Below are 14,443 nucleotides of genomic sequence, written 5' to 3'. Positions count from 1 at the left end.
GCGGGCCGTCCGGCGACCGGCGAAGCGCCGTCTGGACGGTTGGGAGACGGTTGGGAGGAGCTACCGGGCCGATGGGGCTCTCTTCGTTGTTGCGCGATCGGGCGGCATGTCGGGTGCTACGGATGTTGGTGGCACGGTGTTCGGTGGCACGGTGTTCGGTGGCACGGTGTCTATTGGCATGTTGTTCGGTGGCACGCTGTCTGGCCGCACGCTGTCTGGCCGCACGGTCTCGGCCGGTGTGGGCTGCATGTGTGGGTCCGCGGCGACCGGGTCGAGATCAGTGCGCAGCCGCTCGCTGATGACGTGGCGGATCTCACTGTGCAGTGTCTGCGGCGGCCGGTTCCCGTCGAGGACCACATAGCGGCCGGGCGCGCTGTCGGCGAGCCGGCGAAACCCGTCGCGCACCCGTTCGTGGAAGGCGACCTGTTCCGCCTCGATCCGGTCGAGGCCGGCCGTGGGCTTGGTCGCCGGCCCGGCCGGATCGACACTTGAGCCGACCGTACCGACCCGTTCCCGGACCCGACGCAGGCCGATCTCAGCGGGCAGGTCGAGCAGGATCGTGAGGTCGGGGACCAGGGCCTGGGTGGCCCACCGCGACAGCGCCGCGACCTCGTCCGCCCCGAGCCGGCGCCCGGCGCCCTGGTAGGCGATGGACGAGTCGATGAAGCGGTCGCTGATCACAATCGCACCCCGGGCCAGTGCCGGCTCGATGACCCGGGTGACATGCTCGGCGCGGTCCGCGGCGTAGAGCAGCGCCTCGGTGCGCGGGTGCAGCCGTACCGAGGGGTCGAGCAGCAGGTCCCGCAGCGTAGCGCCGATGGTGGTCCCACCCGGTTCGCGGGTGATCACAACTTCGCGTCCGGACGACGCCAACCATGATCCCAACCGTTTGACCTGGGTGGATTTGCCGGATCCCTCACCGCCTTCGAGGGCTACGAACAGACCGGCGTGGCGAGGGCGTAGCGGTGTGCTGCCACGGCCCAGCAGGGCGTTCCAGAGTTCGGGCAGGACTGCGATACCCGAGCGTTGGTCCATCTGCCGGTAAGCGAACAGGCCGACGGCCACCGCGAGCATGCCGGCGGCGAGCAGGACGATCGTGACCCCGTCGGCGCGGAGATGGACGCTGCCCCACAGGCTGATGCGGTGTGCTCCGATGAGGCCCACCAGCGCGGGCGCGGCGGCCAGCACCAGGAGCAGATCAATGCGGACCAGGGACTGGACCAGCGCGAATGTCCGCCCGCGCAGCTCGTCGCTCACCTCCGCCTGCAACAGAGTGTAGCCGGTGACCCACGCGATCCCGGCGAACATGCCGACGAGGACGACAACGACGCAGGCCAGCACGAGGTTGGGCATGACCGCCACCGCCAGCATGGCCACCCCGGCGGCGGTGACGCTCAGGCCGAAGAGACGGGAGCGACTGAAGTCACCGAGCAGCCGCGGTCCCAGCGCCATCCCGGCGGCAAGCCCCACGAACACCGCACCGAACAGGACGCCGTACGCGGAGTCACCGCCGCCCAGAATCTGGACGTAGAGTCGCCCGAGCGCCACCACGCACCCGGCTCCGGCGAACCCGCCGAGAATACCGATCACCAGACCGCGGACCAGCCGGTTGTGGCCGACGAACCGCCAGCCTTCCGTGATCGACGACCACAGGCCCAGATGCTGGTCGGTGCGTTGGTGCTCGGCCCGGCCGATCCCGCGTAGCCGGAAGATCACGATCGCTGATACCAGGAACGTCGCCGCGTTGAAGAAGAGTGCGAGGTCCAGCGGGGAGGTCTGAAAGAACGACACGCCGGACGCCAACGCACGCGACAGGGTGGCCAACAGTGAGAAGATCGCTGCACCCAGTGGCGCCGAGCCGTACGTGGTGATCAGACTCAGTGTGTTCGCCGCCGCGAGCCGGCGCGCGGGTACCAGGTTCGGCACGCTCGCGTCCTTGGCCGGGTTCCAGAACAGGCTCACGCACTCGATCAGGAGTGACGCGATGAGCAGCCAGGTCAGCGTCCCAACCAATGGGATGGACAGGAACAACCCGAATCGCAGGATGTCCGCGACGACCATCGTCAACCGCCGGTCGAGCCGGTCGGCCACGACACCGGCGAACGGTCCGAGGATCAGCGCGGGCAGCAGTCGGACGATCAGCACGGAGCCGATGGCGAACGCCTTGTCGGAGAAGCTCGCTCGCAACGAGCTGGCCAGGGCCGTCGTCGCGAGCAGGCCCATCCAGTCACCCAGGCTGGACAGGGCCAGCGCCAGCCAGAGCCGGCGGAACTGCGCGATCCGCAGGACCGCGCGAAAATCTCCTTCGGTGTGCTGATGCGGATCATCAGGGCTGGCGAGTGGCGCCGTGCTGCCGGTAGACGGCCCGCCGACATCCGACGACACCAGTGGGGTCGTCTGCGAGCGTGGCGGGCCGGCGTCGCCGTCTACCGGAATGCCCATCAGTCCGTCCGGCGCGGCTGGGTTGACGGGGCGCTGGACGTGCCGGCGTCCGGTCCGGTCGTGGTCTTCTCGGTGGCGGCCTTCTTGGCCGGGGTTTTCCTGGTGGTGGCCCGTTTCGTGGTGCCGGTCTTCGGAGCGGCCGGCTCCTTGCTGCCTGATCCGGCGGCGCTGCCTGATCCGGCGGCGCGGGCCGTCCGCCGTCTGGGCGTCGCCGGTCCGCGGGCCCGGCGGTCGGCGAGCAGTTCGGCTGCCCGTTCCACGGTGATCGACGCGACCTCATCGCCTTTGCGCAGGCTCGCGTTTGTCTCACCGTCGGTGACGTACGGGCCGAACCGGCCCTCACGCAGCACCATCGGCGCACCGGTGGCAGGATCTGCGCCCAGTTCGCGCAGGGGCGGGCTCTGCGCGGCTTGCCTGCGTCCCCGTGCCTTCGGCTGGGCGATCAGCGCCAGTGCCTCATCCAACGTCACGCTGAACAGCTGCTCCTCCGACTCCAGCGACCGGCTCTCCGACCCCTTCTTGACGTACGGTCCGTACCGGCCATTCTGGGCCGTCACCTCTTCGCCGTCCTGGGCAACGCCCAGTGATCGGGGCAGGGTGAGCAGCTTGAGGGCTTCGGTGAGGGTGACCGTCTCGGGGGACATCGTGGCCAGCAGGCTCGCCCGGCGCGGCGGGTCTTCGTCCGTGCTGACGTACGGACCGAAACGTCCGATCTTGACAGTGACGGCCGCGCCGCTGGCCGGGTCGGTGCCAAGGGGCCGGTCCCCGCTCGGCGCGCCGAGCAGCTCCATCGCCCTGGCCACGGTGAGTTCGTCTGGAGCAAGATCTTCGGGGACGCTGGCCCGCTGGTCGCCGTGTTGGACATACGGGCCGTATTTGCCGACTCGGATCATTACGGGTTGGTCGTCGTCCGCCGTACCCAGCGGGATCGAGTTCACCTCGCGGGCGTCGATCTCCCCGAGCCGCTCGCTGACCAGGTGCTTGAGGCCACCCGAACGCGCGACACCGCCGGGCTGGCCCGCGTCCGAGCCGAAGTAGAAGCGGGTCAGCCAGTCGATCGACGCCGACGTACCGGCCGCGATGGCGTCGAGATCGTCTTCCATCGAGGCGGTGAAGCGGTAGTCGACCAGCCGGCCGAAATGGTCTTCCAGCAGGCCGACGACAGCGAACGCGACGAAACTGGGGATCAGCGCGCTGCCCTTTTTCCACACGTAACCGCGGTCCTGGATCGTCCCGATGATCGATGCGTAGGTGGACGGTCGCCCGATGCCGAGTTCCTCGAGGGTCTTGACCAGGCTCGCCTCGGTGAAGCGCGGCGGCGGGTTGGTGGTGTGCCCGCGCGGGTTCAGCTCGCGGGTGGCCAATCGGTCGCCCTGGCGGACGTCTGGCAGGCGGCGTTCACGGTCCTCAAGCTCCGCATCGGGGTCGTCAGCACCCTCGACGTAGGCGCGCAGGAAGCCCGGGAAGGTGATGACCTTTCCCGATGCCGAGAACTCGGCGTCCTCCCCGGCGCTGGATGCCCCACCGAGCCGGATCGTCGCCGACGTACCGAGGGCGTCAGCCATCTGGCTGGCGACTGTCCGCCGCCAGATCAGTTCGTAGAGCCGATAGCCGTCGATGTCGTCCCGGAGCGCGGTGCGCACCTCACCGGGGGTCTGGAAGTGATCCCCGGCCGGACGGATCGCCTCGTGCGCTTCCTGGGCGTTCTTGACCTTCTTCGTGTAGGTGCGGGGCCGCTCGGGCACGTACTGCGGCCCGTAGAGACTCCGGGCCTGGTCCCGGGCGGCGGCGAGCGCGGTTTCGGACAGGTTCGTCGAGTCCGTACGCATATAGGTGATGTAGCCGTTTTCGTACAGCTTCTGTGCCACCTGCATCGTTCGTTGGCTGGAGAAGCGCAGTTTGCGGCCGGCCTCCTGCTGCAGGGTGGACGTCATGAACGGCGGGTAGGGCGAGCGGCGGTACGGCTTGGTCTCCACCGACCGGACCGTGAAGACGGCGTCGGCGAGCCGGCCGGCCAGGGCGCGCGCCGCGGGCTCGTCGAGCCGCACCACGTCCGCGGAGGTGAGCTCGCCGGAGGCGGCGAAGTCGCGTCCGGTGGCCAGCCGGCGGCCGTCGAGCGCGACCAGGTTCGCCGGCAGTGGAGTGGCGTCGGGTGCCTGGGCGGCTGCGGCCCGGCCCTGCGAACCACCCTCACCCGTGGCCAGCGCACCGAAGACACCTTCGATGTTCCAGTACTCGGCCGAGGTGAAGCGCATCCGGGCGCGTTCGCGTTCCACCAGGATACGGGTTGCCACGCTCTGAACCCGGCCCGCCGACAGCCTCGGCATCACCTTCTTCCACAGCACCGGGCTGACCTCGTAGCCGTAGAGCCGGTCGAGGATTCGCCGCGTTTCCTGGGCGTTGACGAGGTTCTCGTTGATCTCGCGCGGGTTGTCCACCGCTCGCTGGATGGCCTGCGGCGTGATCTCGTGGAAGACCATTCGCTTCACCGGCACGGTCGGCTTCAGCGTCTGCAGCAGGTGCCAGGCGATCGCCTCGCCCTCGCGGTCCTCATCTGTGGCGAGGTAGAGCTCGCTGGCGTCCTTGACCAGGGCTTTGAGCTTGCTGACCTGGGATTTCTTGTTGGGGGTAACGACGTAGAGCGGCGCGAAGCCGTTGTCGACGTCCACCCCGAGCCGCGCCCACGGTTTGCTCTTGTACGCGACCGGCACCTCCTCGGCGTTACGCGGCAGGTCCCGGATGTGCCCGATACTGGACTCGACCTGCCAGCCGGGGCCGAGGTATCCGGCGATGGTCTTCGCCTTCGCGGGCGACTCGACGATCACCAGCCGGGTTCCGGTCGTGGTGGGAGTGCTCGTCGAGGTGCCGGATCGGCTACCACGCGTGTTCGTACGTGTGCTGGGACGGGACGCGGCGCCGTTGCCGGACATGTCCGTGTCCGTCTGGGCGTCCGTCTGGGCGTCGGTGTGGGCGTCCGTGTGGGGCGCGGCGCCGGTGTCGAAAGCCGTGGGTTCGACGACGGGTGTCGATGACCCGGCGCTCGACCGGCGCGTCCCGCTGTTTGTCGGCTTCGTGCGCGGGGGCACTTCTCTCCTCGTTGCAGGGGGGTGGTTCGACTTCGGCATTGCGGCTCGTGGTGCGTCGGGTGTGCTGCGTCGGGCGTGGTGCGTCGGGCGTCCTGCGTCGGGTGTGGTGCGTCGGGCGTGGTGCGTCGGGCGTGGTGCGGACGGCTGAATCGCCGGTGGAAACCGGCCCTGGGCTCATTGCCAAGCCCCGGGTCCATGTCTCGACAGTAGGTCGACACGCACCGGTATGTCAGCCGGCCGCGCGGCGGCCCCTGCGGCGTCCGGTGTTGTGGACGCCGCAGGTGACCGTACGCCGTGTCGCGCCCACAGGTCTGTCGGTGTCCGACCAGGCGGCCTCGAACCGCTCTTAATCGCCGCCGGTGGATAGCCGCGCTCCGCGATGGTGGTGGTTGCGCCTCCGACCGTGGGCCGGGCGGAGGCCGTCGAAGAGATGGGCTACACCGTTGCCTTTGGATTGGCGGCTGCGCGCTGTTCGGTCACTGACGGTACAACCGCCAGGGCGGTACTGCGTCGCTTCGAATAGATGATCACTGCGGCAATCACCGCGACAACCACGAGTGCGATGGCGATCCGGAGTGGTTTGTTCTCGCCAGCACCAACCGAGTACTTCACCACAGATGGTGCGATCAGCAGGCTGACCAGGTTCATTACCTTGATCAAAGGATTGATTGAAGGCCCCGCGGTGTCCTTGAACGGATCACCGACGGTATCGCCGATGACCGTGGCGGCGTGGACATCGGAACCCTTGCCGCCGTAGTTGCCGTCCTCGACGAATTTCTTCGCATTATCCCAGGCCCCACCGGAGTTCGAGAGAAAGACGGCCATGAGGACGCCGCCGGCGATCGCTCCGGCAAGGTATGCACCCAGTGGCGGGTAACCGAGGCCGAAGCCAACTGCGATCGGAGCGAGAACCGCAAGCGTGCCTGGAGTGATCAACTCCTGTAGGGAGTCCCGGGTGCAGATGTCGACGACAGCACCGTAGTCGGGCTTCTCGGTGCCGGCCATGATCCCTGGCTTCGTTCGGAACTGGTTACGTACCTCCTCGACCACCCGCCCCGCGGCGCGTCCGACCGCATTGATCGCGAGTCCGGCGAACAGAAACACGACCGCGGCACCGATGATGAGTCCGACCAGCGCATCGGGGTAGGCGATATTGAGGGTACGCGAGCCCTCGACAGTCCGGCCGGCGCTGATGAGTGCCGCGTTGACCGTGTCGGTGAACGATCCGAACAAGGCGGTGGCGGCCAGCACCGCGGTGGCGATCGCGATGCCCTTGGTGATGGCCTTGGTGGTGTTACCGACCGCGTCGAGGGATGTGAGGATCGCGGCACCCTCGCCGTCCGCGGCTGCACCGGACATCTCGGCAATGCCCTGGGCGTTGTCGCTGACAGGCCCGAAGGTGTCCATGGCGATGATCACTCCGACTGTCGTCAGCAGGCCGGTGCCGGCCAGAGCTACGGCGAACAGTGCCACCGTGGTACTGCCGGATCCGAGCAGGTATGCGCCGAACACCGCCGCGCTGATGAGCAACGCCGAATAGACGGCTGACTCCAGCCCGACCCCGATGCCGGAAAGAATGTTGGTGGCGGGACCGGTCGTGGACGCCTTCACGATGTCCTGGACCGGTCTGCGGTTGGTTTCGGTGAAGTATCCGGTGAGTAGCTGGATGGCTGCGGCCAGCACGATGCCGATGAGGACTGCGGTGATCGCGATGAACCGCGGGTTGCCGCTCTGGCTGCTGTTTTCAAGACCGGGGAAACCGGAGAAGCTGTCCGGCAGGTAGGCGAACGAAACGATGATGACCCCGACGGCGGAGACCAGGGCCGAGATGAAGAAGCCCCGGTTGATCGCCGCCATGCCGTTGCGGTCACCGGCGCGGGGGGCGACCGAGAAGATTCCGATGATCGCGGTGAGTACGCCCACAGCCGGCACGAGCAGTGGGAAGACCAGTCCGTTTTCGCCGAAGGCCTTGACTCCGAGGATCAGCGCGGCGACCAGCATCACCGCATAGGACTCGAACAGGTCGGCGGCCATGCCGGCGCAGTCACCGACGTTGTCGCCCACGTTGTCGGCGATCGTGGCCGCGTTGCGCGGGTCGTCCTCGGGGATGCCCTGTTCGACCTTGCCGACGAGGTCGGCTCCCACGTCCGCAGCCTTGGTGAAGATACCTCCACCGACTCGCATGAACATCGCCAGCAGCGCGGCGCCGAACCCGAATCCCTCCAGGACCTGCGGGGCCGTATCACGAAATGCCAGCACGACGACCGCCGCTCCGAGCAGCCCAAGACCGACCGTGAACATCCCGACCACGCCGCCGGTGCGGAAGGCGATCCGCATGGCGGCGCGCTCCCCCTGGTGGATGGCTGCGGCGGCGGTACGGGTGTTCGCCCGGGTGGCAAGCGACATGCCGACGAAGCCGACAAGCGCGGAGAAGACAGCCCCGAGGACGAAGAAAACCGAACGTCCCACCCGGGCGCCGGTAGTGTCCGCCGGCAGCAGTAGCAGCACGAAGGGAATCACGACGACGAAGCCCGCCACTGTGATGAACTGCCGGCGCAGATAGGCTACGGCGCCTTCCTGAACAGCGCGACCGACTTCGATCATCTGGGGGCTTCCCTGGCTCGCGGCGAGCACCTCGCGGACCAGGTAGCCGGCAACTACCAATGCGATCGCTGCGACGGCTGCCACACCAGCGACCAGTCCGAGCTGACCTCCGCTAAGTTCAATGGCGACAGCACTTGGCTTCGTACCTGCCTCGGCTTGGAGCGGGACCATGGGCCCTCCCGGTCAGGTCGGTGCACCCTCCGTGTTCGCCCGGTGCCATTATGGCGTCGCGATGGGCGTGCACGGCCCGACGTCGCACCTGACGACGTCACCGAGGTCACCGTCCGGGTGTGAAGGGACGCCGGGCATGCGCATACGTCGACGCATGGGGTGCGATTGCCGGCATGACTGCCGGCTGGGACAGGCCCGGGTGGTCACCCGGCCCGCTGTCGCACCGATATACGGCAACTAGCGCGCTGGCCCGCGTTCCCCCCGAACCTCCGTCCGGTACCATGGGGAGCACTCACGGCATCCCACCCGGTCTGATCGACCGAGTGTGCGATGCGGCGCAGTCTATCCATACGGCTGTAACACGCGCTCGCTTTTCGAGTGACCCCGGTGGGTGAATGTTACGGTTTGACACGTGGCGCAGGTCATTCGGGTAGCTATGGTGGATGAAGCTGTCGAGGCAAAGCTGTGCACTGGCTCGTCTGGTGGTCCGGGACGGCCTCGGCGGTGGCGGACCGGGGTCAGATCGCCAGGATCGATCTGTCCGCCGTCTTACTGATCGGCCAGCGCATCGTGACAACCGTTCCGGCCGAGTCTGGCCGCGCGGCAATGGTGACGTCATCCACCAGGCCTTGGATGAGGGCGAGACCGAGCCCGGTGGGAACCACCGAGGACAGCTCGTCGCTGATTTCATCGTCGGCCTGAGCGCAGTCGATATTGATCAGTGCTGGCGTGGAGACCCGACCGTCGGGGTGAGCGGGCGAAATCTGGCCACCTCCCGGCCCACAGTCGGACACCGATACTTCGAACACGTCGTCATCATCACCGATCCGGACGATCACGAGGGCCTGTGGGTCGAACCGGCGGTTCACGCTGACGGCCCGGGCGCACGCTTCGCCGACCGCGAGCTTGACCTCGTCCATGAGCTCGTCGGGTACCCCCGAACGTCGACTGACTGCACCCGCGATCATCCTGGCTGTGCGGACATGGCCCGGCAGGGCGGCGAAGCGCAACTCGACGGTGGCCATGCGTCGCTTACCTGCCTCTCGATGCGGAGATGGTGTTCTGGGGTAGTTGACCGTTCTGGCGTAGTTGGAATGACCGAGCATAGGACCGTCCGGCTTCCGACGCCTGGCAGGCCGCCTTCTGGATCATCGCCCGCATCGACCAATAGTCATCGGACAGGCCCTAGTCCTTCGCTGCGAGCGCTTCCTCGACGGAGGCATGGATGGGGAAGACCTTCGTCAGACCGGTGATCCGGAAGATTTTCAATATCCGTTCCTGGGTGCAGACCAGGCGCAGCGACCCCTCGTGTGCGCGGACTCGCTTGAGGCCTCCGACGAGTACACCGAGGCCGGTCGAGTCCAGGAATTCGACGCCTTCCATGTCGACGATGAGATGGTATGACCCACCCGACACGAGATCGATGAGCTGCTCGCGCAGCTTCGGCGCGGTGTAGACATCAATCTCGCCGCCCACGACGACGATCGTGAAGTCCCCTTCCACCCGGGTCGTGAGAGACAGGTCCACGGTTCCTCCTGGCGTGTGCTCCACAGCCGCCCGGTTGGACGGCTGACATCACGGCGCCACTACCCTCCCACGCTCGGATCAATCCGGCTCACCGCGACACAGTCGCCGCGTGCATCCGTCGCAATCCGACATCACATTGTGATCCATTTGTGTTCTCCTTGCCTGACACCGGTTGTGCCGTCGGTTGCTTGTCGTTGCCACGCAGTGGCGGTCCAACGGTTGTCACCGGCCGCGAGACCCGGTGGATGAGCACGTCCGCCGAGCCGGGGTATCCGGGTTCGGGCGTCCTGACCTACGCTGAGCTGCTGTGGGCGGAACCGTGGTGCCCGAAGACGCACCGGATCGCGGTGCGGTGATTCTTGATCGACTTTTTGCGGACGCCCGCCGGCGGCGGTGCGTGACACACGTGGAGCATGTACCGGCCCGGATTGGTACGCGGCTTCCCTGGCCGGTGTGGGCAGATCCCGTGCTGGTCTCACGGCTGCGTGCCGTCGGGATCGATGAGCCGTGGACCCATCAGGTGCGCGCCGCCGAGCATGCACATGGCGGACGCAGCGTCGTACTGGCGACCGGTACGGCGTCGGGTAAGTCGCTGGGATACCTCATGCCCGTGCTCAGTGTCCTGCTGGCCCAAGCGTCGGCCCGGGCGCTTTATCTCGCTCCCACCAAGGCACTGGCGCACGACCAGCTCCGCGCTGTTCGTGCGCTCAACCTGACCGGAGTACGCGCCGCCACGTACGACGGCGACACATCCGCGTCCGAACGTGACTGGGTCCGGGCTCACGCGACGTTCGTGTTGACCAATCCTGACATGTTGCACCACGGTGTGTTGCCGTCCCATCGGCGGTGGGCCGCATTCCTGCGGGGCCTTCGATACGTCGTGGTCGACGAGTGTCACGGCTATCGGGGCGTGTTCGGTTCCCACGTCGCACACGTACTGCGGCGGCTGCGACGGGTGGCTGCGCGGTACGGGTCGACGCCCGTGTTCGTGCTGGCATCGGCGACTGTCTCCGACCCGGGCCGCTCCGCTGGCCGCCTTACCGGGCTCGATGTCGAGGTCGTCGACGATGACGCCTCCCCGAGAGGCGCGACCCGGTTTGTGCTGTATGAACCTCCACTCGTCACCTCTTGGCGGCCGCCCGCATCGGCTGTGGTGGCGCCGACGCCCGGTGGGATGGGATCTGAAGGACACGGAGAGTCGCCGATCCATGGTCACAACGGTGCGCCGGTGCGCCGTTCGGCGACTGCGGAAGCCTCGGACCTGCTTGCCGATCTCGTCACCGACGGCGTCCGTACTCTTGTGTTCGTGCGGTCGCGCAGGGCGGCGGAAGTAGTCGCGCAGTTGGCCCGCCGAACGTTGTCGGACGTTTCGAGGGATCTCGCGGACCGGGTCGCGGCCTATCGCGCGGGCTACCTGCCGGAGGAACGCCGGGCGCTGGAGGCGGATCTGCGCTCGGGACGGCTGCTCGGGGTTGCCGCGACGAACGCTTTGGAACTGGGTGTGGACGTTACCGGGCTGGATGCCGCCATTATCACCGGGTATCCGGGCACTCTTGCCTCGTTGTGGCAGCAGGCTGGCCGTGCGGGTCGTAACGGTCAGGGAGCCGTTGCGGTCCTGGTCGCTCGTGATGATCCTCTCGATACCTATCTCGTGCACCACCAGGAGGCCGTGTTCGGTCGGCCGGTCGAGGCCACCGTGCTTGATCCTGACAACCCCTATGTGCTCGGCCCCCATCTCGAGTGCGCGGCCGCGGAACTGCCGCTGACCGAGGCCGATTTTGATCTTTTCGGGCCGGCTGCCCGCACCACGGTCGATGACCTGGTGCGTCGTGGCCGGCTCCGGCGTCGGCCGGCAGGCTGGTACTGGACCCACCGTTACCGACCTGATGTTGATATCCGTGGCGTTGGTGGTGCGCCCGTGCGGATCGTCGAGGCATCGACCGGGCGCCTGCTCGGGACGGTGGATGCCGCGACGTCGCACTCGACGGTCCACCGCGGAGCGGTCTATCTCCACCAGGGCAGTTTTTACGTGGTCATCGAGCTCGACCTTGACGTGGCGGTCGCCTTCGTTGAGGCGGACACGCCCGACTGGACGACGTGGGCCCGGGAGCTGACGGACATCAAGGTGCTGGACGTGGCCCGTTCCCGGACGGTAGGCGAGGTCGAACTGCAGCTGGGGACGGTTGAGGTCAGTAGCCAGGTAGTGGCCTACCAGCGGCGCCAGATCGTGACCGGACGGGTCGTCGGAGAGGAGCCGCTCGACCTTCCCCCACGGCATCTGCGTACCCGGGCAGTCTGGTACACGGTGACCGACGGGTTGTTGGCCGAGGCGGAGATCGACGAGGATGATGTCCCTGGCGCGGTTCATGCGGCTGAACACGCGGCGATCGGCATCCTCCCGCTGTTCGCGACATGTGATCGGTGGGACATCGGGGGAGTGTCCACCGCGCTGCATCCGGACACGGGCCGGACCACGGTATTTGTCTACGACGGCCATCCGGGTGGAGCCGGTTTCGCCGAACGGGGCTTTCTGCGCGGTGAACCGTGGCTCCGGGCGACTCGAGACGTGATCGCGGCTTGTGAGTGCACCGCTGGCTGCCCATCGTGCGTGCAGTCGCCAAAGTGCGGCAACGGGAACGAGCCGCTGGACAAGCCGGCCGCGCGCCGGTTGCTGGAGACCGTACTGCGGCAACTCGATCCGGCCGGACCTGGCCGGGACACGCCTTCGTAGGCTGTCAGCCGACGCCGCGACGGTGGTGCCGGCAATATCATTACTGCTGGCGCCGTCCCACGGGCCGGCGCGGGCTCGCGCAACCAGCGGTCCAAGGCCCCTGAGCGCGCCCGGAAGCTCGGTCGCCGCTGCGATTTCCACGGTGTCCCCCGATATCGTGCAGGACACGACACGGCCGTGGTTCGCGAGCCCGATGTCGCGTGCACGTGCGCACATGGACAGCGGGTCGCCCGATGGGTCGCCCGCGGCCGCGAGCGCGGCCATGTCGGCGGCGTTCGCGGCCCGCTGGCGACAGACCGCGATCATTGCGACCATCAGGACGGCACCGGTGAAGGTCCCGAGAACGAGGAATGCGGAAAGCATGAGGATGGTCGCCGAGCCCGTGTCGCCGGGGCGCTTTCGGCCCGGCGTGTGCCGGTCGTCAGATGCGCCGCGGTGCCGCAAGCTGGGGCGCCCGTACAGGTATGACCGGTCCATGCCGGTAGAATTCACTGTTCTTCCTCCCGCTGTAACCCACGGTTCAACAGAGGGTGGGTTTTGAGGTCCGATCAGATTGTTTCCGCTGATTCGAGCGGCGCTGTTGAGGACATCGTGATGTTGATTGCGGGCATGATTCCAGCGAGTCCCCCGGTTGCCCGGACACCTAAGCGGACCTGCACCACAACAAAATTGCCGCCGTGGGTGACAGATATTTCGGCACCGCGTGGTGCGGCCCTTCTCGACCACGAGCGCACTACTTCGTCGGTTTCTCCGCGAGCAGCCGCACGGGCTCCGACGCGAGCTGCCTCCGCGCATTGCGCCTGAACGGATACCGCGCTGAGAACCCAGATCGCAATCAGCAGCACGAGTATCAGGGACGGAATCGCGACCGCCAGTTCGGCGGTTGCCTGGCCGCCGTCGCGAGCCGTGTGCCGCTGGGCGGCAGCCATTGCGGGACATGGAACGCCAGCTACTTCGTGGTCTTCGGGCGTAGGTGGAAGATCATTATCATGCCTTATTCGGCTCATTGGCATCACCGGGGGCGTCGGTTTACGGATCATAGGTATGACCGAGCTCTCTTCGGTTTCAGGCCTCAGAAGGGAATCGACAACGCCCGGCTGACCACGTTGGCCAGCAGAGTGCGGGTTGCCGGACTGTGGATTACCGCATAGAGAACAGCGGCGAACCCGACCGCGGCAACCGTGCCCACGGCGTACTCCGCTGTCGACATTCCCGCGTCGTCTCGGCGTTTCCGAATAGATCTGAACCCGATGTTCCCGCCGTCAGCTCGAACCTGATGTGAGGCGCGTGCCGTCGATGGTGTGAGCAGCGCTACGAATATGCTGACCAGCAGCTGCGTCCAATGCTTCGTGATCAGATGGTAGCGTGCCGGGAGTGCGGACATGTTGGGTGACCTCCAGATCGACCGTTCCGGCCGGTGGCGGGAGCTCCGACTTTCGCTCGGAGTGTTTCTTTGATCCGTACAAGTATTATTTCCTGCGAATGCGTCGGTGGCGAGCGCGAATATCGTGCTGTGGATGACGGACTGTTATCCACAGGCCGGTTGGGCGTGGATCGCCGGGACAGAAGATTCACAACAGGTTCTGGCAGGTTGGCGTCTCGTGTCGCCGGACCTGGTGTGACCTGGTGTGACCTGGTGTGACACCGGCCGGGTTCGGCCGAACCCGACAAGCGCAGTTACAGCAGCGCCAGACCCGTGCCAGCCCCTGCCACGACGGGCACGACCCCCAACGCAATGAATGCGGGCAGAAAGCACAGCCCGAGCGGTGCTACCGCGGCGACTCCCGCTCGGCGTGCCGCGGCCAGGGCGCGCTCCTGATGCTGCGCGCGGGTCTGGTCTGCGAGTCGTTCAAGCGTCGCGGCCAGTCGGGCGCCGGAGTCC

General features: G+C 67.1%; 10 protein-coding genes and 1 pseudogene. 2 read left to right on the top strand and 9 right to left on the bottom strand.

The annotated features are described in order from the left end of the window. Window positions 1-60 precede the first annotated feature (60 nt). Together tmk and topA are read right to left on the bottom strand one after the other, a co-directional pair. On the bottom strand, window positions 61-2,442 hold the full coding sequence (gene tmk / locus U9979_RS23960; RefSeq protein WP_322781060.1) for a dTMP kinase: 2,382 nt from the start codon (window positions 2,440-2,442) through the stop codon (window positions 61-63). Then, complete coding sequence (gene topA, locus U9979_RS23955) at window positions 2,442-5,267, bottom strand: type I DNA topoisomerase (RefSeq protein ID WP_322781059.1); 2,826 nt, start codon at window positions 5,265-5,267, stop codon at window positions 2,442-2,444. The genes tmk and topA overlap by 1 nt, the downstream gene beginning before the upstream one ends. Between topA and U9979_RS23950 the strand changes: the two genes are divergently transcribed. Further along, complete coding sequence (locus U9979_RS23950) at window positions 5,233-5,676, top strand: hypothetical protein (RefSeq protein ID WP_322781058.1); 444 nt, start codon at window positions 5,233-5,235, stop codon at window positions 5,674-5,676. The two genes, topA and U9979_RS23950, sit on opposite strands and share 35 nt — an antisense overlap. A gap of 287 nt (window positions 5,677-5,963) precedes the next feature. Here U9979_RS23950 and U9979_RS23945 read toward each other — a convergent pair whose 3' ends face one another. From U9979_RS23945 to U9979_RS23935, 3 genes are all read right to left on the bottom strand, one after another. Next, window positions 5,964-8,303, bottom strand: coding sequence for a sodium-translocating pyrophosphatase (locus tag U9979_RS23945; protein WP_322781057.1), 2,340 nt, complete (start codon window positions 8,301-8,303; stop codon window positions 5,964-5,966). Between the two features lie 518 nt (window positions 8,304-8,821). Continuing rightward, window positions 8,822-9,328, bottom strand: a complete 507-nt coding sequence (locus U9979_RS23940; RefSeq protein WP_322751974.1) for an ATP-binding protein — start codon at window positions 9,326-9,328, stop codon at window positions 8,822-8,824. Between the two features lie 160 nt (window positions 9,329-9,488). After that, complete coding sequence (locus U9979_RS23935; protein ID WP_322751973.1) at window positions 9,489-9,830, bottom strand: anti-sigma factor antagonist; 342 nt, start codon at window positions 9,828-9,830, stop codon at window positions 9,489-9,491. Window positions 9,831-10,137: 307 nt separating this feature from the next. Here U9979_RS23935 and U9979_RS23930 point away from each other — a divergent pair, with 307 nt between their 5' ends. Next, entirely contained in the window at window positions 10,138-12,561 is a 2,424-nt protein-coding gene (locus U9979_RS23930; RefSeq protein ID WP_416220300.1) for a DEAD/DEAH box helicase, read from the top strand. A 72-nt stretch (window positions 12,562-12,633) separates the two neighbouring features. Here U9979_RS23930 and U9979_RS25445 read toward each other — a convergent pair. The 4 genes and pseudogenes from U9979_RS25445 to U9979_RS23915 form a co-directional block, all read right to left on the bottom strand. Next, window positions 12,634-13,038 (bottom strand): annotated as a pseudogene (locus U9979_RS25445) (Rv3654c family TadE-like protein); the annotation flags it as partial. Between the two features lie 71 nt (window positions 13,039-13,109). Next, the gene (locus U9979_RS23925) at window positions 13,110-13,490 is read right to left on the bottom strand and encodes a TadE family type IV pilus minor pilin (protein ID WP_322766278.1); all 381 of its coding nucleotides are present in this window, start codon (window positions 13,488-13,490) and stop codon (window positions 13,110-13,112) included. A 143-nt stretch (window positions 13,491-13,633) separates the two neighbouring features. Next, entirely contained in the window at window positions 13,634-13,945 is a 312-nt protein-coding gene (locus U9979_RS23920; protein ID WP_322766277.1) for a DUF4244 domain-containing protein, read from the bottom strand. A 293-nt stretch (window positions 13,946-14,238) separates the two neighbouring features. Then, on the bottom strand, window positions 14,239-14,443 hold a 205-nt coding region (locus U9979_RS23915; RefSeq protein WP_322781056.1), incomplete at its 5' end, for a type II secretion system F family protein.

Origin of the sequence: Protofrankia sp. Cas4, assembly GCF_963555915.1 — a bacterium.
In the GTDB taxonomy this organism is placed as follows: Bacteria; Actinomycetota; Actinomycetes; order Frankiales; family Frankiaceae; genus Protofrankia.
This window is presented reverse-complemented; position numbering and strand designations above follow the sequence as displayed.

Coding starts and splice junctions, on each gene's coding strand:
- U9979_RS23950 (WP_322781058.1), top strand. CDS start 5,233: ATGGTCTTCGCCTTCGCGGGCGACTCGACGATCACCAGCCGGGTTCCG.
- U9979_RS23940 (WP_322751974.1), bottom strand. CDS start 9,328: ATGGCCACCGTCGAGTTGCGCTTCGCCGCCCTGCCGGGCCATGTCCGC.
- U9979_RS23945 (WP_322781057.1), bottom strand. CDS start 8,303: ATGGTCCCGCTCCAAGCCGAGGCAGGTACGAAGCCAAGTGCTGTCGCC.
- U9979_RS23925 (WP_322766278.1), bottom strand. CDS start 13,490: ATGGCTGCCGCCCAGCGGCACACGGCTCGCGACGGCGGCCAGGCAACC.
- tmk (WP_322781060.1), bottom strand. CDS start 2,442: ATGGGCATTCCGGTAGACGGCGACGCCGGCCCGCCACGCTCGCAGACG.
- U9979_RS23920 (WP_322766277.1), bottom strand. CDS start 13,945: ATGTCCGCACTCCCGGCACGCTACCATCTGATCACGAAGCATTGGACG.